This window comes from Nocardioides sp. NBC_00368 (assembly GCF_036090055.1).
Taxonomy (GTDB): domain Bacteria; phylum Actinomycetota; class Actinomycetes; order Propionibacteriales; family Nocardioidaceae; genus Nocardioides.
The window spans coordinates 4,463,084-4,482,500 of sequence record NZ_CP107970.1 but is presented as its reverse complement, the minus strand read 5'-3'; the positions used below and the strand labels follow the sequence as shown (position 1 = coordinate 4,482,500).

22 protein-coding genes are annotated in these 19,417 nt (G+C 67.8%); 10 read left to right on the top strand and 12 right to left on the bottom strand.

The window, feature by feature from the left end:
- Positions 1-953 precede the first annotated feature (953 nt).
- Positions 954-1,322: a VOC family protein gene (locus tag OG984_RS21390; protein ID WP_328528200.1), complete on the bottom strand. Its 369-nt coding sequence runs from the start codon at positions 1,320-1,322 to the stop codon at positions 954-956.
- 83 nt (positions 1,323-1,405) lie between these two features.
- Between OG984_RS21390 and OG984_RS21385 the strand changes: the two genes are divergently transcribed.
- Positions 1,406-1,939 (top strand): TetR-like C-terminal domain-containing protein, encoded by a 534-nt coding sequence (locus OG984_RS21385; protein ID WP_328528199.1) that lies wholly within the window; start codon positions 1,406-1,408, stop codon positions 1,937-1,939.
- A 12-nt stretch (positions 1,940-1,951) separates the two neighbouring features.
- On the opposite strand, the gene OG984_RS21380 is transcribed toward OG984_RS21385, so the two are convergent.
- On the bottom strand, positions 1,952-2,347 hold the full coding sequence (locus OG984_RS21380) for a pyridoxamine 5'-phosphate oxidase family protein (RefSeq protein WP_328528198.1): 396 nt from the start codon (positions 2,345-2,347) through the stop codon (positions 1,952-1,954).
- Positions 2,348-2,471: 124 nt separating this feature from the next.
- Between OG984_RS21380 and OG984_RS21375 the strand changes: the two genes are divergently transcribed.
- Entirely contained in the window at positions 2,472-2,942 is a 471-nt protein-coding gene (locus tag OG984_RS21375) for a winged helix-turn-helix transcriptional regulator (RefSeq protein WP_328528197.1), read from the top strand.
- On the opposite strand, the gene OG984_RS21370 is transcribed toward OG984_RS21375, so the two are convergent.
- On the bottom strand, positions 2,931-3,308 hold the full coding sequence (locus OG984_RS21370) for a winged helix-turn-helix transcriptional regulator (protein WP_328528196.1): 378 nt from the start codon (positions 3,306-3,308) through the stop codon (positions 2,931-2,933). The two genes, OG984_RS21375 and OG984_RS21370, sit on opposite strands and share 12 nt — an antisense overlap.
- 89 nt (positions 3,309-3,397) lie before the next feature.
- Here OG984_RS21370 and OG984_RS21365 point away from each other — a divergent pair, with 89 nt between their 5' ends.
- Positions 3,398-4,243, top strand: a complete 846-nt coding sequence (locus tag OG984_RS21365) for an SDR family oxidoreductase (protein WP_328528195.1) — start codon at positions 3,398-3,400, stop codon at positions 4,241-4,243.
- A 2-nt stretch (positions 4,244-4,245) separates the two neighbouring features.
- Here the strand turns inward: OG984_RS21365 and OG984_RS21360 are convergent, their stop codons facing one another.
- Positions 4,246-4,740, bottom strand: a complete 495-nt coding sequence (locus OG984_RS21360; protein ID WP_328528194.1) for a GNAT family N-acetyltransferase — start codon at positions 4,738-4,740, stop codon at positions 4,246-4,248.
- Positions 4,741-4,862: 122 nt separating this feature from the next.
- Here OG984_RS21360 and OG984_RS21355 point away from each other — a divergent pair, with 122 nt between their 5' ends.
- A complete protein-coding gene (locus OG984_RS21355) occupies positions 4,863-6,440 on the top strand; it encodes a flavin monoamine oxidase family protein (RefSeq protein WP_328528193.1) in 1,578 nt (525 codons plus the stop codon).
- A gap of 26 nt (positions 6,441-6,466) precedes the next feature.
- Complete coding sequence (locus OG984_RS21350) at positions 6,467-7,096, top strand: Rid family hydrolase (RefSeq protein WP_328528192.1); 630 nt, start codon at positions 6,467-6,469, stop codon at positions 7,094-7,096.
- 72 nt (positions 7,097-7,168) lie between these two features.
- Here OG984_RS21350 and OG984_RS21345 read toward each other — a convergent pair whose 3' ends face one another.
- Positions 7,169-7,387 carry a hypothetical protein gene (locus OG984_RS21345; RefSeq protein ID WP_040754833.1) on the bottom strand — a complete coding sequence of 73 codons (219 nt, stop codon included), beginning with the start codon at positions 7,385-7,387 and terminating at the stop codon, positions 7,169-7,171.
- A 74-nt stretch (positions 7,388-7,461) separates the two neighbouring features.
- On the bottom strand, positions 7,462-8,874 hold the full coding sequence (locus OG984_RS21340) for a flavin-containing monooxygenase (protein WP_328528191.1): 1,413 nt from the start codon (positions 8,872-8,874) through the stop codon (positions 7,462-7,464).
- A 146-nt stretch (positions 8,875-9,020) separates the two neighbouring features.
- Here OG984_RS21340 and OG984_RS21335 point away from each other — a divergent pair, with 146 nt between their 5' ends.
- Entirely contained in the window at positions 9,021-9,224 is a 204-nt protein-coding gene (locus OG984_RS21335) for a (2Fe-2S)-binding protein (RefSeq protein WP_328528190.1), read from the top strand.
- A gap of 88 nt (positions 9,225-9,312) precedes the next feature.
- On the top strand, positions 9,313-9,801 hold the full coding sequence (bfr, locus tag OG984_RS21330; protein WP_008355323.1) for a bacterioferritin: 489 nt from the start codon (positions 9,313-9,315) through the stop codon (positions 9,799-9,801).
- Positions 9,802-9,831: 30 nt separating this feature from the next.
- Here the strand turns inward: bfr and OG984_RS21325 are convergent, their stop codons facing one another.
- From OG984_RS21325 to OG984_RS21310, 4 genes are all read right to left on the bottom strand, one after another.
- On the bottom strand, positions 9,832-10,218 hold the full coding sequence (locus OG984_RS21325) for a VOC family protein (RefSeq protein ID WP_328528189.1): 387 nt from the start codon (positions 10,216-10,218) through the stop codon (positions 9,832-9,834).
- Between the two features lie 11 nt (positions 10,219-10,229).
- On the bottom strand, positions 10,230-10,820 hold the full coding sequence (locus OG984_RS21320) for a hypothetical protein (RefSeq protein WP_328528188.1): 591 nt from the start codon (positions 10,818-10,820) through the stop codon (positions 10,230-10,232).
- A 146-nt stretch (positions 10,821-10,966) separates the two neighbouring features.
- Positions 10,967-12,484, bottom strand: a complete 1,518-nt coding sequence (glpK, locus tag OG984_RS21315) for a glycerol kinase GlpK (protein WP_328528187.1) — start codon at positions 12,482-12,484, stop codon at positions 10,967-10,969.
- A gap of 55 nt (positions 12,485-12,539) precedes the next feature.
- The gene (locus OG984_RS21310; RefSeq protein ID WP_328528186.1) at positions 12,540-13,355 is read right to left on the bottom strand and encodes an MIP/aquaporin family protein; all 816 of its coding nucleotides are present in this window, start codon (positions 13,353-13,355) and stop codon (positions 12,540-12,542) included.
- Positions 13,356-13,535: 180 nt separating this feature from the next.
- Here OG984_RS21310 and OG984_RS21305 point away from each other — a divergent pair, with 180 nt between their 5' ends.
- The 3 genes from OG984_RS21305 (at position 13,536) to OG984_RS21295 (ending at position 18,540) form a co-directional block, all read left to right on the top strand.
- Positions 13,536-14,306: an IclR family transcriptional regulator gene (locus tag OG984_RS21305; RefSeq protein WP_328528185.1), complete on the top strand. Its 771-nt coding sequence runs from the start codon at positions 13,536-13,538 to the stop codon at positions 14,304-14,306.
- Positions 14,307-14,421: 115 nt separating this feature from the next.
- Positions 14,422-15,936 carry a glycerol kinase GlpK gene (glpK, locus tag OG984_RS21300; RefSeq protein ID WP_328528184.1) on the top strand — a complete coding sequence of 505 codons (1,515 nt, stop codon included), beginning with the start codon at positions 14,422-14,424 and terminating at the stop codon, positions 15,934-15,936.
- Between the two features lie 132 nt (positions 15,937-16,068).
- Positions 16,069-18,540, top strand: coding sequence for a hypothetical protein (locus OG984_RS21295; RefSeq protein WP_328528183.1), 2,472 nt, complete (start codon positions 16,069-16,071; stop codon positions 18,538-18,540).
- 60 nt (positions 18,541-18,600) lie between these two features.
- Here OG984_RS21295 and OG984_RS21290 read toward each other — a convergent pair whose 3' ends face one another.
- Positions 18,601-18,936, bottom strand: coding sequence for an ArsR/SmtB family transcription factor (locus OG984_RS21290; RefSeq protein ID WP_328528182.1), 336 nt, complete (start codon positions 18,934-18,936; stop codon positions 18,601-18,603).
- Positions 18,933-19,412, bottom strand: a complete 480-nt coding sequence (locus OG984_RS21285) for an ATPase (protein ID WP_328528181.1) — start codon at positions 19,410-19,412, stop codon at positions 18,933-18,935. The genes OG984_RS21290 and OG984_RS21285 overlap by 4 nt, the downstream gene beginning before the upstream one ends.
- Positions 19,413-19,417: the final 5 nt, after the last annotated feature.

The window sequence follows — 19,417 nt, the reverse complement described above, 5'->3', positions numbered from 1 at the left end:
AACACCAGAACATCTCACGATGCCTGGAAAAAGAGATGCCCTGACAGGAGACACTGACATGTTCCAATCCCGAAAGACTGGATAATTGCCAGAATCAATTGTCAAAGAAACCATCAACCAACATCCCCACTAAGAGGACCTGGTCGACGGGGCATAACAAACTAATTCGTCGACTATGACACACTGTTGAGTTCTCAAGAATCACACGCACACCGGTAGATCTCAGACTCTCGTCCCAGCCAGTCCGGTGACTGCTTTATTCGCTTTATGTCTTGCTTTGTTCTTCGTGCTGAACCCTACCAGGCTCTCTTTCGCTTCAGCAATTCGGCGCCTTCCGCGCTTTCCTTGCCAGCTCCAGACCTTCTGGCCGGTTCTGCCTCGCAGACTTTATCAGAGCCACTCTCGCTTCTCCAACTCGGCGCTATTCGCGCTTTCCGCCAGATCAGCAGCTGTTTCTCTGCTTTGTCTTTCCCGACTTTAGCGGAGTCTTTCTCGCTTTCGCAATTCGGCGCGTTTCGCGCCTTTTCGCTGAAAGTTCGAAGCTTTATCCGCCTCAGTCCTGGAGGACTTTAGTGGCCTTCGCTCTAAACACCAATTCGGGAAACCCGGGTGTTTATCGCTTCAACCTACCCACTCATGACCGCGCTGATCTGGTTGAACCAGATCCGGCTGAGGTTCTGTCGTCGATTCGAAGATCAACATCTAGAACACCCTGGCTCGAGCGATGCTCGAAGAGTGGATGTGGCCGCTCCGGGGCCGGAAGCCCGCCCGAAGACTCGCGCTTGCTTCCCGCCGCACCCTGGCGACTCGGAGAACACTACACACACCCTGACGCCGTTTCAAATCGCCAGGGCAACTTTTTTCGTGCGATGTTCTGGCGCCCACTCTAGACCCCCGGGACAAGGCCCCGTGGCCGATTGCCCACACGGCCGCGAGGCCCCGCCACCTCTTGGTCAGGCGGGCGCGAAGAGCTCGACGGCGTTGCCGGCCGGGTCCTCGACCACGGCCTGGGAACCGCCCCGGCCGTCGATGCGGCTGGTGCGGACCTGAGCTCCGGCCTCACTCAGGCGTCGGAGCTCCTCGTCCACGTCGGCCACCTCGAGCTGGATACGGCTCCAGCCACCAGGGCTGGGCACCGTCCCGTCGTCGGCTGCCTGTCCGGCGCCGCCGGCACCTGGGCTGTTCAGCATCAGTCTCAGGCCGTGCCCCTCGAGCATCGCGAAGCCGCCGGCTCTGGGCCCGACGTCCTCGAAGCCGAGCTCGCGATAGAAGGCGACCGCCGCAGGGATGTCGTCGACGATGTAGCGGAATCCGGGAATCATCTGTCTCTCCTTTCTGCAACACTACTGTTGCATAGTAGGCTCCTGACATGGCTTCACGTCAAGGGCGAACGGACCCTCGAGTGGTGCGCAGCCGCGAAAGAGTGCTCGAAGCGGCGCTCGCCGAGCTCGCCGAGCGGGGATACGGCGGATTCAGCATCGACGGCGTGGCGACCCGCGCCGGCGTAGCGCGAAGCACCATCTACCGGCTCGGCCACGATCGGCTCAGCCTGATCGCGGCCGCGATGGAGACACTCAATGTGCAGCCGCGCCCCGAGGCCGGTGGCCAGGACCCGCGGGCCGACGTCGTCGCCATCGTCAGCCACCTCGCCTCCGCCATGCAGTCGTCCCTGATGTCCGACTGTCTTCCCGCGGTGCTCGACGGCGCCGAGCGCGACCCTGGACTGCGGGAGCTGCATCACCGTTACAGCGCGCAGCGGCGTACGCGGCTGGTCGATGCACTCGCCCGGCTGAAGGAGTCGGGACAGGATGTCGGGGATCCGGAGCGGGCGGCGGAGGCGCTGGCAGGAGCGGTGTTCTACCGGCGGCTGATGACGCCGGCTCCGCTGCGTACGGACGAGGTCGAGGGATTGGTGGCAACCGTCGTCGGGGAACGGTGACCGAAGGGCGGGTCAGCCGACGCCGATGTGCTGGTAGTCGAGGTCGATCAGGGCGATCGCACGGTCGCCGTACTCGTCTACCTCCCGGGGATAGGGAGAGCCGGTGTAGCGGGTGGCGAGCTCGTCGATGATCTCCCAGCGGCTCTCGTCCTCGACCCAGCCGACGACGCGCCCGCGGAGGATCACCGGCATGTAGTCGTTCTCCGCCGGGGCGAGGGAGAGCGCTATGCGCGGGTCGCTGTGGAGATCTCGGTACTTGCGGCCGCGGTTGCCGGTGAGGAAGACGATCTGGTCTCCATGGGTGCCGATCCAGACCGGGGAGGTGCGCGGGGCACCGTCGGGTCCGATCGTGGCGACGTGGGCGAGGTTGGTGGCCTCGAGGAAGGGACGTACGTCGGGGTCGATCATCGGACTTCTCCCAGCTGTCGTGGTCAGTGGATGGTGTGCTCCTCGAGCCAGGGTTTCCTGAGGAGACCCTGCGACCGTAGCACTCAGAGTTCCTTGAAGGAACCCCAACTGGTAGATTCGGGCCATGCAACGTACGAACTTCGGCGACATGGCCTGCTCGATCGCGCGGACGCTCGATGTGATCGGAGAGCCGTGGTCGCCTCTCGTGCTGCGCGACATCTGGGTGGGCATGAACCGCTTCGACCAGATCCAGGCGGATCTCGGCATCTCTCGGAAGGTGCTCACCGAGCGGCTGGGGCACCTGGTCGAGCGCGGGGTGCTCGAGAGGCGGGCGTACGACAACCGGCCGCGCCATGAGTACGTCCTGACCGAGAAGGGGCGCGAGCTGGTCGACGTGCTGATGGTGATGGCCGGGTGGGGCGACAAGTGGCTCGCGGGCGAGACCGGGCCGCCCGTCCTCTACCGGCATCACGCGTGCGGCGAGATCGGCCGCGTCGATCTGCGGTGCTCGCACTGCGGCGAGCCCATGCACGCCGACGACGTCGAGGTGCTGGCCGGACCAGGGGCTGCGCCGCAGCCGGCCTCAGCGGGGTAACGGACCGGTGTAGGCCTGTCGTGCGGTCTCCACGGCGGGCATGTTCGCCTCCGACCAGGTGCCGACGGCGGCGAAGACCGGCTGGAGGCTGCGACCCAGGTCGGTGATGTCGTACTCCACCCGGGGCGGGACCTCGGCGTGGTAGCGGCGCTCCACGAGGCCGTCGCGCTCGAGCTGGCGCAGGCGCTGGGTCAGCACCTTCGACGAGATCGTGCCCAGGCGGCGCTCCAGCTCCACGAAGCGCTGAGTGCCGTATTCGTGCAGGGCCCACAGGATCGGCGTGGTCCACCGGCTGAAGATCAGCTCGACCGCCGGCGCGATCGGGCATGCCTCCACCGGCTCGTCGGTGCTCGGGTGCCAGGTCATGTCGCTCCAATACTTACCTTGGGGAACCCACTGTATCGAGGGATCTAACGTCAGTGCGAACGCAGATCCGCACCTGATTGGAGACCACGATGATCGTCATCACCGGAGCGACCGGAAACGTCGGGCGGCCGCTCGTCGAGCTGCTCACCGAGGCCGGGCACACCGTCACGGCCGTCTCGCGCGGGACGTCGGCGCCGCTGCCGGCACGGACTGGAGTCACCCCCGCGGTGGCCGACCTCTCCGACGTCGCGACCCTGGCCCCCGCCCTGGCAGGGGCCGATGCGCTCTTCCTGCTGGTCAGCGGCGCCGGCGCTCACGTCGACGGCCCGGCCCTGATGAAGCACGCGGAGGCGGCAGGCGTACGCCGGGTCGTGCTGCAGTCCTCGCAGGCCGTCGGCACGCGGACGGGAGCGCCGTCGCACGCGCCACTCGTCGAGCTCGAGGAGGCGGTGCGGGGCTCGGCGATGGAGTGGACGATCCTGCGACCGGGCGGCTTCGCGAGCAACGCGCTCGCCTGGGTGCCGATGGTCAAGGAGCTGAATGCCGTCCATGCGCCGTTCGGTGACGTGGCGCTCCCCGTGGTCGACCCGCTCGACATCGCCGAGGTCGCCGCGGCGGCACTGATCGAGGACGGTCATGCGGGGAGGACGTACGAGATCACCGGGCCGGTCGCGATCACGCCTCGCGAACAGGTCGCGGAGATCGCGGCGGCGACCGGGCGGGCGGTGGAGTTCGTCGAGCTGACCCCGGAAGCGGCGTTGCACCGGATGGCTGCGTTCATGCCACCGGCTGTCGCCGAGGGGACGCTCGCGATCCTCGGGCACCCGACCGACGCCGAGCGGGCGGTCAGCCCGCACGTCGAGGAGGTCCTGGGCAGGTCGGCCCACGGCTTCGGGGAGTGGGCGCGGCGGTTCGCCGCTGCGTACGAGGCCTGAGGTCAGAGGCCGCCGGCGGCGCCGAGCTCCTTCAGCTCGGCGCCGTCGATGCGGTGGACCTCCCACTCGTCCTGCGGGACCGAGCCGAGCGAGCGGTAGAAGGCGATCGAGGGCTCGTTCCACTTGAGCACCCACCACTCCAGGCGGCGCCAGTCGTTCTCGACGCAGATCTCGGCGAGGCGTACGAGCAGGGCCTTGCCGGCGCCGGCGCCGCGGTGCTCCGGGTCGACGAAGAGGTCCTCGAGCCAGATGCCGTTGCGGCCGGTCCAGGTGGAGAAGGTGACGTACCAGACCGCCATGCCGATGACCGTGCCGTCCTTCTCCGCGATCAGACCGTGGGTGGTCGCGGTGCCCGACTCGGGGAAGAGGGCCGCCGCGAAGTCGGCCTCCGTCGCCTCGACCGCGTCGGGCTCCTTCTCGTAGACGGCCAGGGCGTGGACGAGGCGGAGGATCTCGGGTACGTCGGCGGGCACTGCATCGCGGATGGTGACGGTCACGGTGCCGATCCTAGAGCTACTCGCGAGTTGGGGAACACGTGTTCTAGCGAGACACAGGCGCAATGGCGGTGCAACAAACCCTCTTTACCTTGCGGGGTGCCCCCAACAGATTGGAACCCCGCATGACTCAGTCACGTCGGAACTTCCTGCGCAACGTCGGCCTCGCCGGCGGAGCAGGCGTCATGTTGCACAGCATGGGTGCTCTCGGGCTCACCTCCGCCCACGCCGCGGAGACGCCCGAGTTCACTCCTCCCAAGCCCGCGGACCTTGCCCGGGCCGGCAGCAAGTCGGTCGTGATCCTCGGCGGCGGCATCGCCGGGCTGACCGCTGCGTACGAGCTGCTCAAGGGCGGCTACCGGGTCACCGTCCTCGAGGGACGCGACCGGCCGGGTGGCCGCAACTTCACCGTACGTGGCGGCACCCGCGTCACGGATCTGAAGGGGGTCACCCAGGTCGCCGGGTTCTCCCAGGGCGAGTACATGAACGCCGGGCCCGGGCGGCTGCCACAGAGCCACATCACCCTCGACTACTGCAAGGAGCTGGGCGTCCCGATCGAGGCGTTCACCAACCAGAACGCCAACGCCCTGCTCTACTACCCGGGCGACCACGGCATCGGCGCTGTCCAGATGCGCCACGCCAAGGCGGACACGTACGGCTATGTCTCCGAGCTGCTCGCGAAGGCGACCGACAAGGGCGCCCTGGACGAGGAGCTGACCGCAGCCGACAAGGAGGCGCTGATCGCGTTCCTGAGGAGCTTCGGCGACCTCGGCACCAAGGCGGAGGGGTACGCCTACACCGGCTCCAGCCGCGCGGGCTACACCGTCGAGCCGGGTGCCGGCCAGGAGTCCGGCACCGAGGTGGCGCCCCACGCGATGAGCGCGGTCCTCGCCGCCGGGCTGGGACAGTACTTCTCCTTCGAGTTCGGCTACGACCAGGCGATGATGATGTATCAGCCGGTCGGCGGCATGGACGCGATCCCGAAGGCCTTCGCCAAGGCCATCGGGGCCCGCAACATCCGCTACGGGGCCGAGGTCGTCGAGTGGAAGAACACCTCGACCGGTGTCTCCGTCGCCTACAAGGCACGCGGGCGGACCGAGGTCCTCGAGGCGGACTTCGCGATCAACTGCATGCCGCCGCAGATCGCCGCCAAGATCCCGCACAACCTCGGCGCCGACGTCACCGCGAGCCTGAAGTCCTTCGGGCCGTCGAACGCGGGCAAGATCGGGATCGAGTACGACCGGCGCTGGTGGGAGGAGGACTTCCGGATCTACGGCGGCATCACCAACACCCGCCTCGACCTGCGCAACATGTGGCACCCGTCGTACGGGTTCAACGGCGACAAGGGCACGATGATCGGCTACTACAACACCGGGAGCGCGGCGGACACCTACGGCGCCCTGACCCCGGCCCAGCGGCTCTCCCGCGCGGTGGACATGGGCAAGCAGATCTTCGGGGACGTCTACGGCGAGGGCATCACGGCCTCCTACAGCCAGGACTGGAAGTCGGCGAAGTTCTCGGAGGGGGCCTGGGCCTACTCGACGACGGCGGACACCGATCCGCTCTACACGCGGCTGTTGGACGCCACCGGCAACACGTACTTCGCCGGCGACCACCTCAGTCACGCGGTCGCCTGGCAGCACGGCGCGATCACGGCCGCCCGGGCAGCCGTCGAGAAGCTGCACGCGCGGGTGACGGCATGATGTCGCCGCGTACGAAGGTGGTGGCCGTGGTCGGGTTGACCGCGGCTCTGGTCGCTCCGACGGCTGCGGTCGCCGGAAGCAAGTGGTCACCGTTCCCGCCCCGTGGCGGGGAGACGATCTCGGTGCTGCCCGCAGGTCAGGACAACCCGTCGATCGCCAACGGGGTCGCGATCGGACCGGAGGCCGCGATCTACAAGACCAGCGGGCTCGGACCGTCACGGTTGAACACCGGAGCGACCGGCGAGCAGGCCTACATCGATACCGAGGTGTTCCCCGGTGGCCAGCTGCCACCGGGTGTCACGATCACCGAGGCACAGGGGATCAACGTGCTGCGCCGGATCGGGGAGAACCTCGCGGCGGCCGGCCTCTCCTACGAGGACGTGATCACGATGCGCGTCTTCCTGCAGAACCCCGCGGGCGAGGCGAAGATGGACTTCGCGGGCTGGAACCGGGCCTATCGGCAGTTCTTCGCGAACACGTCGGTCTCGACCGGCGAGGTCGTCCCGGTGCCGCTCGGAACCGCTCCGCCCGCCGATCCGATGGTGACCAACCCGGCGCGGCCGTCGCGGTTCGCACTCGAGATCGAGAACCTGCCGGTGGACGGCTGGCTCGTCGAGGTGGAGGTCGACGCGGCCTATCCGGTGAAGAGGAAGTAGGCCTCGGACACAGAGATCGCCCTCCTCGAGCAGTGCTCGGGGAGGGCGATCTCTTGTCAGCTCAGACCGAGGTCAGAGCTTGGCAAGCTTGGGGAAGGGGCTGGGAATGCGAACCAGCTGGGGACCGAAGTCGACAGTGACTGCGGCCGTTTCCTTGTTGACGACCCGACCCAGGCCGAATGAGTCGTGGGAGACGAGGTCTCCGGACTCGAACTGCTCAATGACCGGCTCGGGATCAGTCTTGAACGGACTCGCGGCGAAGTGTCGCCGCCGGGGGGTTGAGGTAGTCATCTCTTCGAGTATGTGGCCTACCACACGCATATGGGAAGGAACAGATCGGGCACAAAGACCCATCAGGACGGTTCTCACGCGGGCGTGTAGTCGGCTTTCCGGTAGCTGGCGCTGCGTCGGTAGCGGGCCGAGATGCCGGGCCAGTTGGTGGTGATGCGGCCGTTCTTCTCCCGATACCAGGAGGTGCACTTGCTCCAGACGCTGTCGGCCAGCTGGTCCTGGATCCGGGCGTCGAAGGCCTCCTCGACCTCCGCCCGGACCTCGAGCGGGCCGGCCTCGGCGATGTGGTCGGCGTAGCGGCCAAGGTAGCGGGCCTGGGTCTCCAGGAAGTAGATGATCGAGCCGCCGCCCGTGTTGGTGTTCGGGCCGTACATGATCAGCAGGTTGGGGAACCCGGGCACGGTCATGCCGTGGTAGGCGTGGGCGCCGTCCTTCCAGTGGGTGTGCAGGTCGCGGCCCTGGGTGCCGGCGATGGTCATCGGGGCGAGGAAGTCGGTGGCCTTGAAGCCGGTGCCCCAGATGATCACGTCGACCTCGTGGTGCCGGCCGTCGGCGGTCGTGACGCCGGCCGGGGTGATCTCGGTGATGTTCTCGGTGATCACGTCGACGTCGGGCTGGGCGAGGGCCGGCAGGTAGTCGTCGGCGAAGAGGACGCGCTTGCAGCCGAACGGGTAGTCGGGCCAGACCTTCTCGAAGAGCCCCGGCTTCGCCGCGGTCTGCGCCTTCATGTGTCGCTTGGACCAGGTGCGCATCACCGCGGAGAGCGGCTTGATGTGGAAGGTCGTGGTCAGCCACTCGGCCTGGGTCCAGATCTTGGCGCGGTCGAGCAGCTGCGGGAGGCGCCGGGCGGGGTCCGTGCGCTCGAAGTCCTTGCGTGGGACGATGTAGGGCGCCGAGCGCTGGAAGAGGAGCACCTTCGCCGCGTCCTTCCGCACCTCGGGGACGAACTGGATCGCGCTGGCGCCGGTGCCGATCACCGCGACCCGCTTGCCGACGAGGCTCAGGTCGTGGTTCCACTCGGCCGAGTGGAAGGCGTCACCGCGGAAGGTGTCCGCGCCGGGGATGCTCGGGATCGAGGGCCGGGAGAGCTGGCCGACGGCGGGTACGAACAGGTCGACCGTCTCGCTCTCCCCCGTGCTGAGGTCGAGCTGCCACGTCTTCGCCTCGTCGTCCCAGCGGGCGGCGGTCACCGCGGTGTGGAACCGGATGTGGCGGCGTACGTCGTATTTGTCGACGACCTGGTGGATGTAGTCGAGGATCGCCGGCTGACGGGAGAACTTGTGGGGCCAGTGCGGGTTGGGCTCGAAGGAGAAGGAGTAGAGGCTGGAAGGTACGTCGCAGGCGGCTCCCGGATAGGTGTTCTCCCGCCAGACGCCACCGACGTCGCCGGCCTTCTCGAACACGACGATGTCGTCGTGACCACGCTTCTTGAGCTCGATCGTGGCGGCCAGGCCGCCGAAGCCGGTGCCGATGACTGCGATGCGCAAGAGATCCTCCGAGGGCCGGGAGCGTGATGTGACCTGGACCATACCGGGAGAATGTGAATCTGCGCGCGGGGTCGACCGAGTGGCAAGAAAGGTAAGAACTGAGCCCTCCTCTCGTCACCGCGCTTAGGGTCGGCTAACCTAATCTCATGATCGTCTGCCAGTGCCGAGTCGTCACCGACCGTGACGTCGACGCCGCGCTGGCCGACGGAGCCCGTACGGTCAGCGCGATCTGCCGCTCCACGGGCGCCGCTCAGGACTGCGGCTCGTGCATCTTCTCGGTGAAGAAGCTGGTCACGCAGCACCTCGTGCAGGAGTGCTCGCACCTGGCGGCCGACGGCGCTGCCAGCTGACGCACGCAACCGGTCGCAAACTGAGTCTGTCCTCACTCCCGGGGTGCCGTGCGAGTATCGGGACAGATCCCGTTACCGGAGGTGCGTCATGCAGCCAGTCGATCCACGCGTCGTCGAGCTCCTCAACGAGGCACTCACGTTCGAGCTCACCGTCACCAACACCTACTTCCTGCATGCCCGGATGCTCGACAACTGGGGCCTGCCGAAGCTCGGGAAGGTGTTCTACGACCTCTCCATCGACGAGATGCGCGACGCGGACGACCTGATCAACCGGATCCTGATGTTCGACGGCCACCCGAACGTGCAGCGGCTCAACGCGATCCAGGTCGGCGAGACGGCCCAGGAGATGCTCACGCTCGCCCTGGAGAGCGAGCGGGCCGCGGTGGCGCAGTTCAATGCCGGCGGCGACGAGTGCCACCAGCTCGGGGACCACGGCACCGCTGCCGTCTTCGAGGAGATGGTCCGCGACGAGGAGAAGCACGCGGACTGGTTCGAGTCGCAGCTCGACGCGATCGACCGCGTGGGTCTCCAGCAGTACCTGGCCCAGCACGTGGCTGCGGGCGAGGGTCCCGGCTGAGCCGGGACCTACCGCTCCCCTTCAGGTGCCTCAGGCAGGCACCATGTCGTCGATGCAGAGGATGTTGTCCTCGCTGTCCTTGAACCAGGCCGCGTGCCCGGCCTGGCCCATGCCGGCGACGTCTCCGTCCCAGGTGACGCCCGGCATGTCGTAGTGCTCGAAGCTGATGCCCTTGGCTCCGAGGTCATCGACCTCCTTGCGGACATCCGCCACGTGGAACTGGGCGATCGTGTGCCCGGCCTTGCCCGCCTGGTCGGTCTCGTAGAGGTGGAAGGACGTCCCACCGGACGTCGTGTAGATCAACCCGCCGGGGTCCTCGTCGGACGGCTCGAGCCCGAGCTTGTCCGCGTAGAAGCGTCGCGCCCGCTCGAGGTCGGCGGCCGGGATGTTCGCCATCACCCTGCTGTCGTTGAGCATCACGGCCTCCTTCAGGCGCTCTCGAACCAGGGACGGTGCAGGTCGTAGAAGGTCGCACCCTTCATCGCGTAGTCGAGCTCGCGGCGTACGTCTTCCGGGGGCTCGACCTTCTCGCGCTCGCGCGCCTCGTCCTCGCTGGTGAAGGCGACGGTCTCGATGAAGCTGCCGTCCGCCTCGATCGCGAGGGTGCCGCCGAGGATGTCAGGACGTGCCTCGTGCAGCTGGGTGGTGTCGGCCATCATCGCCTTGAGCCGGCTGGGGTCGTCGACGCGGCCGCGGATGATCTGCACGAACCCGGCGTCGTCGGAGCCACCGTCGAACAGCAGCGTGACGTCGTCGCAGTCGTGGAACTCCATCGGTCCGTCCATGACCTCGGTCATCTTCGCCGCCCACTCTCCCTGCTCGGGGCGGTCGGAGTTGGCCATCGCCGCGTCACGGGACTCGAACCGGACCACGCCGATGAACTGGTTGTCGTCGGTGAACCCGTAGGTGCCGCCGAGCCACCCGGTCGCGCCCGGCGCCAGGTCACGGCGCCACTCGTCGAGCAGCTGGTGGGCCTCGTCCTGGCGCGTACAGGGCGCCTGAATCATCTGGATGAACATTGCTGCCTCCTCGGTCGTCGGTGTGCCAACGGACCGGTCGAGGCAGGTCCGGGCCCCGGCCGGGCCCATTCGCAACGTACGTCCGACCGGGTGCCCCGCACATACCCCAAACAGGGCGTTTTGAACGACGCAGCCAGGGTGAGCCGTCAGTCGACGTCTACCCAGTTCAGCGTGCGGTCCACGGCCTTGCGCCAACCGGCGTACCCGGCCTCGCGCTGCTCCTCGGTCCAGGCCGGCTTCCAGCGCTTGGACTCGTTCCAGTTCTGGCGCAGCTCGTCGGTGTCCTTCCAGAACCCGACGGCGAGCCCGGCCGCGTAGGCGGCTCCGAGCGCGGTCGTCTCGGCGACCACCGGACGGCTGACCTCGACACCCAGCACGTCGGCCTGGATCTGCATGCACAGCTCGTTGACGGTGACGCCGCCGTCGACCTTGAGGACCTCGAGGCGTACGCCGGAGTCCTTCTCCATCGCGTCGGCGACATCGCGGCTCTGGTAGCAGATCGACTCCAGGGTCGCCCGGGCGATGTGGCCGCTGGTGTTGAAGCGGGACAGGCCGACGATCACACCGCGGGCGTCCGAGCGCCAGTAAGGCGCGAAGAGACCGGAGAAGGCCGGGACGAAGTAGACCCCGCCGTTGTCCTCGACCTCCTTGGCGAGCGTCTCGGACTGGGCGGCGTTGCTGATCACCCGCAGCTGGTCGCGCAGCCACTGGACCGCGGAGCCGGTGACGGCGATCGAGCCCTCCAGGGCGTACGTCGGTGGCTGGTCGCCGAACTGGTAGCAGACCGTGGTGAGGAGGCCGTTCTCGGAGCGTACGAGCTCTTGGCCGGTGTTGAGGAGGAGGAAGTTGCCGGTGCCGTAGGTGTTCTTGGCCTCGCCGGCGTCCAGGCAGACCTGGCCGACCATGGCGGCCTGCTGGTCGCCGAGGATGCCGGTGATCGGGATCTCGCCCTTGAGGGGTCCGTTCGCGAGCGTGGTGCCGTAGGCCTTCGGCTCGGAGGAGGGCCGGATCTCGGGGAGCATCTGGCGCGGGATGTCGAAGAAGCCGAGCAGCTCGTCGTCCCAGTCGAGCGTCTCCAGGTTCATCAGCATGGTGCGGCTGGCGTTGGTGACGTCGGTGACGTGCACGCCGCCGTTGGGTCCGCCGGTCAGGTTCCAGACGACCCAGCTGTCGGTGGTGCCGAAGATGGCGTCACCGCTCTCCGCGGCCTCGCGGACGCCGTCGACGTTCTCCAGGATCCACTGGATCTTGCCGCCGGCGAAGTAGGTCGCCGGCGGGAGGCCGGCCTTGCGACGGATGATGTCGCCGCGCTCGTCCCGGTCGAGGGCGGAGGCGATCCGGTCGGTGCGGGTGTCCTGCCAGACGATCGCGTTGTAGTAGGGCCGGCCGGTCTTCCTGTTCCACACGACCGTGGTCTCGCGCTGGTTGGTGATGCCGAGCGCGGCGATGTCCTTGTCCGTGAGTCCCTTGCGGCCGAGCGCGGTCTGGATGACCGAGCTGGTGCGCTCCCAGATCTCCACCGGGTTGTGCTCCACCCAGCCCGCCTGCGGCATGATCTGCTCGTGCTCGAGCTGGTGGCGGGCCACCTCGTTGCCGCCGTGGTCGAAGATCATGCAACGGGTGCTGGTGGTGCCTTGGTCGACGGCTGCGACGTAGTCGGGCATGTCGGTCCTTTCGGGTTCTCGCTGTGTCCAGGGGTGTCGGGCGGGCGATCGGTGGTCAGGCGGCGGCGGGCAGGTCGCTGGTCTCCTCAGCCTCCTCCTCGGCGGGCAAGAATCGTGCGATCAACACCTTGTACGCTCCGGCACCGATGAGTCCACCGACGAGCGGGGCGACGATCGGGATCCAGAAGTAGAGGTCGCCGGCGGCGGTCACCCAGGCTCCGTCGTAGCCGGTGACGAAGGAGGCCAGCCGCGGCCCGAAGTCGCGGGCGGGGTTGATGGCGTAGCCGGCGTTGGCGCCCCAGGCCATGCCGATCCCGACGATCACGAACGCGATCGCGACGGGAGCGAACCAGGTGATCGGGGCCGAGTTGCGGGCGTCGGTGATCGCCATGATCAGGAACAGCAGGATCGCGGTGCCGATCACCTGGTCGGCGAAGGCGGTGGTGAGAGTGATGCCGAGCGCGGCGTCACCGTTGCCGGGGAGCGTCGAGAAGATGCCCTGGGTGGCGTGGGTGTGGCCGGGGTCGACGCTGGCGATCGCATCTCCGTACGCCGCGCGGACGATCGTCGCGCCGACGAAGGCGCCCAGGATCTGCGCGATGCTGTAGGGCAGCACCTTGCGCCACTCGAAGTCGCTGAACACGGCCATGGCGAGGCTGACGGCCGGGTTGAGGTGGGCGCCACTGATCCGCCCCGCGGTGTAGATGCCCAGCATCACCCCGATCCCCCAGGCCCAGGCGATCGAGTCGTGGTCACCCAGGCCGCCGTCGCCGGTCACGACCTGCGCGACCACACCGACTCCGAAGAGGATCAGGATCATCGTCCCGGCGAACTCGGCGCTGAGCTCCCCGATGAGCTTTCTGTTTGTCATGCGCTGCTCCTGCCGTGTGGGGTTGGCGGACCTGTGCACCGTAGGGAGGCGTGACGCCCGTCACAACGGGGTGCGTTCGGCATCGCCGAACGCTGCCGTGTTTCACCGGGTGGCACCCGGTCGGCCCTGGATCTTGGAACCCAGTGCCCGGGATTTGTTCGGCCCCTACGCTTTTACCCAATGTCTCGGACCGTGCAATCCGTCGAGCGGGCGGCTGCGCTGCTACGCGTGCTCTCCGCCGAGAGTGAGCCGATGGCTCTCGGTGAGCTGGCGGCTGCGGTGGGGCTGGCCAAGCCGACGGCGCACGGGTTGCTGCGTACGTTGGCGGGGGCGGGCTTCGTCGACCAGGACCCGGCCACCGGGCGCTATCTGCTGGGTTCCGGGCTCCTCCACCTCGGGTCCGTGACGCTGGATCTCAACGAGCTGCGCTCGGAGACGCTCAACTGGGTGGACACGCTGGCGGCGCGTACGGGCGAGGAGGCGCGGATCGCGGCCTACCGCGACGGGGCCGCGGTGGTGGCGCACCACGTCTTCCGGGCGGGGCCCGGCGTGCAGGTGATGGACACCGGCCGGTCGCTCCCGCTGCACGCCACCGCCCTCGGGAAGGTGCTGGTCGCCTTCGATCCCGGCGCCGCCCGCAGCGTCGTCGGACAGCCGCTGGACCGGCTGACCTTCCGGACGATCACCGACCGGTCGGCGCTGCTGCGGGCGCTGGCGGACGCGCGCGACATCGGGTGGGCCTCGGCGGTCTCCGAGGCGCGCCCGGAGCTCGCCGGGATCGCGGCGCCGGTGCGTGACCGTGGAGGCTATGTCGTCGCGGCGGTCGGCATCGCGGGCCCGGTGGTGCGACTGTGCGATGCGCGTGGACTGCTTCGCTCGGATCTCGTCGAGGAGGTCGTCGGGGTCTCCCGGTCGATCTCGCGGGCGCTCGGTCACGGCCGGGCGGCATGAGGTGCGCGGTGAATGCTCACCGAGGTAGCTCGGTGAGCTGCCACCTACTTCGTGGAGTTCCGCGAAGTAGGCGTGACCACACCGAGTTACCTCGGTCTGCATCCGAGGCGCCGGCATGAGTCTTCCGCGGTATGTGGCCGCGCTGGACCAGGGCACGACCTCGACCCGGTGCATGCTTTTCGACCGCGAGGGCCGGATGGTCTCGCTGGCGCAGCGGGAGCACCATCAGCACTATCCGCGCGCGGGCTGGGTCGAGCACGATCCGCTGGAGATCTGGGACATCGTCCGCCGGGTCGTGCCGGAGGCGCTCGCGGATGCGGGTGCTTCTGTGGACCAGGTCGTCGGGCTCGGGATCACCAACCAGCGCGAGACCACGGTGGTGTGGGACCGGCACACCGGTCGGCCGGTCCACAACGCCATCGTGTGGCAGGACACGCGGTCGTCCGCCGTGCTGCCCGCCGTCGCCGCCGACATGCCCGAAGCGGAGATCCAGGCTCGGAGCGGGCTGCCATTGGTGACGTACTTCTCGGGGCCGAAGGTCCGCTGGCTGCTCGACTCCTCTCCGGCGTTGCGGGAGCGGGCGGAGCGCGGGGACCTGCTCTTCGGAACGATGGACTCGTGGCTGGTCTGGAACCTGACCGGCGGGCCAGCCAACGGCACTGTCGGCGGGGTTCATGTCACCGATGTGACCAACGCCAGCCGTACGATGCTGATGAACCTCCACACGCTCGACTGGGATCCGGAGCTGCTGGCGGCGATGCGGGTACCACGGGCGATGCTCCCCGAGATCCGGCCGACCGTCTCCTCCTTCGGGACCACGGTCGCGCCGATCGCGGGGATCCCGCTGACGGCGGTGATCGGCGACCAGCAGGCCTCGCTGTTCGGGCAGGCCGGGTTCGACCGCGGCGACGCGAAGTGCACCTTCGGCACCGGCGGGTTCCTGCTCCTCAACACCGGCACATCGCCGGTGCGCTCGCAGCACGGCCTGATCACCACGGTCGCGCATGCGATGGAGGGCGAGCCTGCCGCCTATGCGCTGGAGGGCTCGATCGCCGTCGCCGGCTCGCTCGTGCAGTGGTTCCGCGACAGCCTCGGGCTGATCCGCTCGGCCGCGGAGATCGAGACCCAGGCGCTGACCGTCGCCGACAACGGCGGCTGCTACGTCGTCCCGGCGTTCACCGGCCTGTACGCACCGCACTGGGAGCCCGATGCCCGCGGCGTGATCGTCGGGCTGACGTCGTACGTCACCAAGGCGCACCTGTGCCGCGCCGTCCTCGAGGCCACCGCCTGGCAGACCCGCGAGGTCATCGACGCGATGAACGCCGACGCCGCGGCGCCGCTGACGAGGTTGGCCGTCGACGGCGGCATGACCGCCGACAACCTCCTCATGCAGACCATCGCCGACTTCCTCGACATCCCCGTCGTACGTCCCATGGTGGCCGAGACGGTCTCCCGCGGTGCCGCCTACGCGGCCGGGCTCGGGGCCGGTTACTGGCCCGATCGGCAGGTCCTGCGACGGCACTGGCGGCGGGCGGCCGAGTGGCGACCGGCGATGTCCGCCACCACTCGGGATGCGGAGTTCGCTCGGTGGCGGCGGGCGGTCGAGCTCGCGATCGGGTGGGGTGCCTAGATCTGGCGTTTTCCTTTGCACGCCGGTTGCCACCCGAATCGGCCCGTGGTCCAATCCGATTACTCGGGGGCTCCCAATGGGGGCATGTTCAGCATGTGGGTGCCTTCATCATCGGGAGACAGAATGCGTCGCTTGGCCTCGTCCGTGCTCGTCCTGGCGGGAGTTCTGACCGGCTTGGTGCTGGTGAGCCCGCCGGCGCACGCCGCCTTGTCGGTCACCATCTATGCCTCGGCCTCGACCGTTCCCGAGGGATCCACCGTCACCTTCACCGGCAGAGCGATCGACGCACGCCTGGGCAGCGTCGTACGCCTTCAGCGCCAGCGCACCGACGGGAGCTGGGCGCTCGTCTCGTCCCGCAAGCTGGTGGACACCCGGCGCTACCGCTTCGCCACCACTCCTCCGCGCGGCTACCAGAAGTACCGGGTCGTGAAGCCGGCGCAGCTGGGCCAGCCGGGCAGGGTCTCCGCGACCAAGACCATCAAGGTGACCTGGCGTCCTGGAGTCACCCTGGGCACCGTGAAGCATCGGGTCGTCGACTACTCCACCGGTGCCGTCACGACCAGCACCAACGGTCGGACGACACGGTTGAGCGCAGGCTTCGAGCTGCGCCGCGAACTGCAGCGCTCCGACGGCACCTGGGCACTGCACGGGCGCGTACGTATCGCGTCCGACCAGACCTGGCGCGACCGTTTCTCCAGCCGCCACGGGCAGCGGTTCCGCTACGTGGCTCCTGCCTCGGGGTCCCGGCTCGCGAAGGCGAGCAGCTCGTTCGTCGTCGATGGACACTGGACGCCGACGATCACTGCCTTCGCCGCACTCGTTCCTCACACCGGCAACGCGTCGCTGCGCGGGGACTCCACGGGTCTGCCTTCCGACGGGTGGGTGCGCCTGCAGGTGCTCTATTCCGACGGATGGCAGTTCGTCGACACAGGATCCGCCGTCGCCGCAGACGGCACATTCGCGATGACGTTCCAACCGAACATGTCCTTCTCCTACCGCGTCTACGCGCCGAGCGACGGTCTCCGGAGAGCCGCCACGTCGGCACCATTCCAGGTTGCTGAAGGCAGCTCCGCCCGCGTCGAGCTCAACACCACCACACCTGTGGTGTTTCCGAGCCGGGCGACACAGCGGCAACTGGTCGTCGCGCTCGAGAAGGGTCAGACGTTCACGTACTACAGCTGGTACGTGGTGAAGGAGAGCGTCACCGACCCTTCTGGGAACACGGTGCCCACCTTGGGTCCGTCCGACCACGGAACGACGCGGGTCGCTCCGCTCACGGGCGACTACATCATCACGTTGACCACCGCGGGCTTCTCGGACGCTGAATCGGTAGACATCACCCTCAGCACCCCGCTCGTGATCGACTCCGCGATCGATGCACCGGCGATCGATCTGGCCAATCAGTTGCCTGGTCAGGTCGTCGACCTGCGGTTCGATGGCACTGCGGGCTCGACGATCTCCGAATTCACGTCGCAGTCCCCGAGGCGCTCGACGGAGATGCTGCTCGATCCGACAGGCAACAGCATCGCTCAGTGGCATTTGGGCTACTACCAGCGCGTCTGGCGCCTCGAAGAGACCGGGACCTACACCCTCCGGTTCGCCCCGAATGCCAGTGCCAGGTTCACACGACCCAACGAGCGGGTGCTGTCCACCAGGACGGGGGCCATGATTCTGGATGGCTCTCCCGCCTCGATCAATCTCGATGTCCCAGGGCGGTTGGGGATCGTGACAGTGGACGCCCCTAGTGGAGCGGAGATACACGTCACGCATACCGGCGATGCGCACCTGAACCAGACGCTCATCGACCCGGACGACAGAACCGTCTCCGATACATCCGTCGGCTCAACAAGGTCCGGAACATATTCGCTACTGGTGTTTCAGACGCCTACGGCCGGCGAAACGCCCCCTGCAGTGAACGTCGATTTCTACGCCTCGACGCCGTTGGCTGTCGACGCAACGTCGGAGGGCGTCACGTCGTTCGATCGCGGGCCCGCCCCTGCGCGACCGGTTGACATCAAGGTGCCCGTCAGCGCAGGCCAACTGCTTTCGCTCGAGGTTCTCGACAATGCTGGCGAGTTCTGCACCGGGGATGCCGGTGTCCGCAGCAGCACCGACCCGATCGACTGGATGATCCGGGGGAGACAGCTTCCCAGCGTGTTCCACACCGCTACAGCTGGTGACTCCGTTCTGCGAGTAACCCCCTGCAGCGCGACAGGAAGTATCCGATTCAACGCGGTCTCGCCGGTTACACCTACGCTGACGAGTTCCACGGTCGACCAGTGGGGCATGACAACAGACGTTCATGAGGTCGCAGTGACGGCGACCCAGCCCGGGCAGGTCATGGTCGTGGACTACGACGCCGAATCCTTGTCCGGTCGACTCGACATGAGTGCCACCAGCTCGACCTTCCCGAATGCCACAGCCTTCATGACAGGCCGAGGCGATCCCTGGAGCAACACGCCAGGCGCGGAATGGCGTGCCAACTCCTGGGACCAGATCTGGGCCGGCGATTCGTTCTACTCCAGGCGGTCGTACTTCTTGGTCTATGCCGGCCCCAAGGAAACGGGATCCCTCGATCTGGAGTTCACGTTCGTGCACAAGTGAACTCGGCGTTCCGGCTTCTTGGAGCTGGCGAACATCGGTATGCCGCCATTGTCGTCTGCCTCAACGGCGTCCGTCGTCCGTCGCCTCGGCGAGGGACTTGAGGGCGCGGAGCCTGGTGTCCCAGGCGTTGCCGATGCGGTCGAGCTCGTGGGCGAGGGCGTTGAGGCGGGAGCCGAGGGCGGCGTAGACGATCTCGCGACCGCGGCGCTCGGCGGTGACGAGGCCGGCCTCGGAGAGCACGTCGAGGTGCTTGACGATCGCCTGGCGGCTGACCGGGAGCACCCGGGCCAGGGCGGAGGCGGACATCGTCTCCTGCCCCAGCCGGGTGAGGATGTCCCAGCGGGTCTGGTCGCCCAGGGCCGCGCACATCTCGGGGAGCGTGGGGGTCGTGGTCACGCGCGCGCCTCGGCGTACGCCTTGGCGACCTCGAGCTCCATGGCCCAGCCGTTGTCGTTGCCCTCGCGCTCCTTGAGCCACACGGCGGGGTCGTCGGACAGGGTGGAGAAGCCGCTCTCCAGGACCTCGAGCGTCACGCCTCCGGCGGAGTTGTCCTTGATCCAGAACTCCACCAGGGTGCCCTCGGAGACGTCGCGGAAGGGGGTGCCGAGCCAGCGGAACGCGGCGTAGCGCGGCTCGTCGAGCTCGACCGTGCGGAATCGGAACTCGCCCATCGTGGGGTGGGTGACGACGGCGATCTCGGTGCCGTCGGCGGCGGTCTCGACGCGGGTGTCCGAGTCGTCGAGAACGGTGCCGTCGTTGACGTACCACCCCGGGCGGGTGATCAGGGACCAGACCTTGTCGGCGCTGGCCTCGATGTCGATCTGACGGCTGATGCTGTCGAGCTCGGCGAGCTCTTCGGCGGTGTGAACCATGGGTC

Coding starts and splice junctions, on each gene's coding strand:
- OG984_RS21390 (WP_328528200.1), bottom strand. CDS start 1,322: ATGATTCCCGGATTCCGCTACATCGTCGACGACATCCCTGCGGCGGTC.
- OG984_RS21380 (WP_328528198.1), bottom strand. CDS start 2,347: ATGATCGACCCCGACGTACGTCCCTTCCTCGAGGCCACCAACCTCGCC.
- OG984_RS21375 (WP_328528197.1), top strand. CDS start 2,472: ATGCAACGTACGAACTTCGGCGACATGGCCTGCTCGATCGCGCGGACG.
- OG984_RS21370 (WP_328528196.1), bottom strand. CDS start 3,308: ATGACCTGGCACCCGAGCACCGACGAGCCGGTGGAGGCATGCCCGATC.
- OG984_RS21365 (WP_328528195.1), top strand. CDS start 3,398: ATGATCGTCATCACCGGAGCGACCGGAAACGTCGGGCGGCCGCTCGTC.
- OG984_RS21355 (WP_328528193.1), top strand. CDS start 4,863: ATGACTCAGTCACGTCGGAACTTCCTGCGCAACGTCGGCCTCGCCGGC.
- OG984_RS21345 (WP_040754833.1), bottom strand. CDS start 7,387: ATGACTACCTCAACCCCCCGGCGGCGACACTTCGCCGCGAGTCCGTTC.
- OG984_RS21335 (WP_328528190.1), top strand. CDS start 9,021: ATGATCGTCTGCCAGTGCCGAGTCGTCACCGACCGTGACGTCGACGCC.
- bfr (WP_008355323.1), top strand. CDS start 9,313: ATGCAGCCAGTCGATCCACGCGTCGTCGAGCTCCTCAACGAGGCACTC.
- OG984_RS21325 (WP_328528189.1), bottom strand. CDS start 10,218: ATGCTCAACGACAGCAGGGTGATGGCGAACATCCCGGCCGCCGACCTC.
- OG984_RS21320 (WP_328528188.1), bottom strand. CDS start 10,820: ATGTTCATCCAGATGATTCAGGCGCCCTGTACGCGCCAGGACGAGGCC.
- glpK (WP_328528187.1), bottom strand. CDS start 12,484: ATGCCCGACTACGTCGCAGCCGTCGACCAAGGCACCACCAGCACCCGT.
- OG984_RS21310 (WP_328528186.1), bottom strand. CDS start 13,355: ATGACAAACAGAAAGCTCATCGGGGAGCTCAGCGCCGAGTTCGCCGGG.
- OG984_RS21305 (WP_328528185.1), top strand. CDS start 13,536: ATGTCTCGGACCGTGCAATCCGTCGAGCGGGCGGCTGCGCTGCTACGC.
- glpK (WP_328528184.1), top strand. CDS start 14,422: ATGAGTCTTCCGCGGTATGTGGCCGCGCTGGACCAGGGCACGACCTCG.
- OG984_RS21285 (WP_328528181.1), bottom strand. CDS start 19,412: ATGGTTCACACCGCCGAAGAGCTCGCCGAGCTCGACAGCATCAGCCGT.